Source organism: Bacillus sp. MM2020_4 (assembly GCF_011250555.1).
Lineage (GTDB): Bacteria > Bacillota > Bacilli > Bacillales > Cytobacillaceae > Neobacillus.
On sequence record NZ_JAANMZ010000138.1, the window covers coordinates 1 to 255 of the forward strand.

Here is a 255-nt window from a genome sequence, read left to right on the forward strand (position 1 = left end):
TGCCTTGTTTATGATGTCCTTTAGCTGCAAAGTTCCTACGTACATAGGGCATTACATATCGATCTACACCGAATTTACCGGCATTTGCTCCAGCAACTAAGACGAAGAAGGCTAAAAGAATCATTTGCCCGTTTGTGCTCACGGTACCACTGAACAAGAAAGAGAAATTCATGACCATACCCATTAGGGTCGCAAAGTTCGTAAGAAGACCTAGGATTAAGGCTATTCCGACTAATACTTCGCCCCATTGCACTA

At 43.1% G+C, this 255-nt stretch carries 1 pseudogene; it reads right to left on the reverse strand.

Features of this window, described 5'->3' with window-relative positions:
- Positions 1-255 (reverse strand): annotated as a pseudogene (locus G6554_RS25485) (Crp/Fnr family transcriptional regulator); the annotation flags it as partial.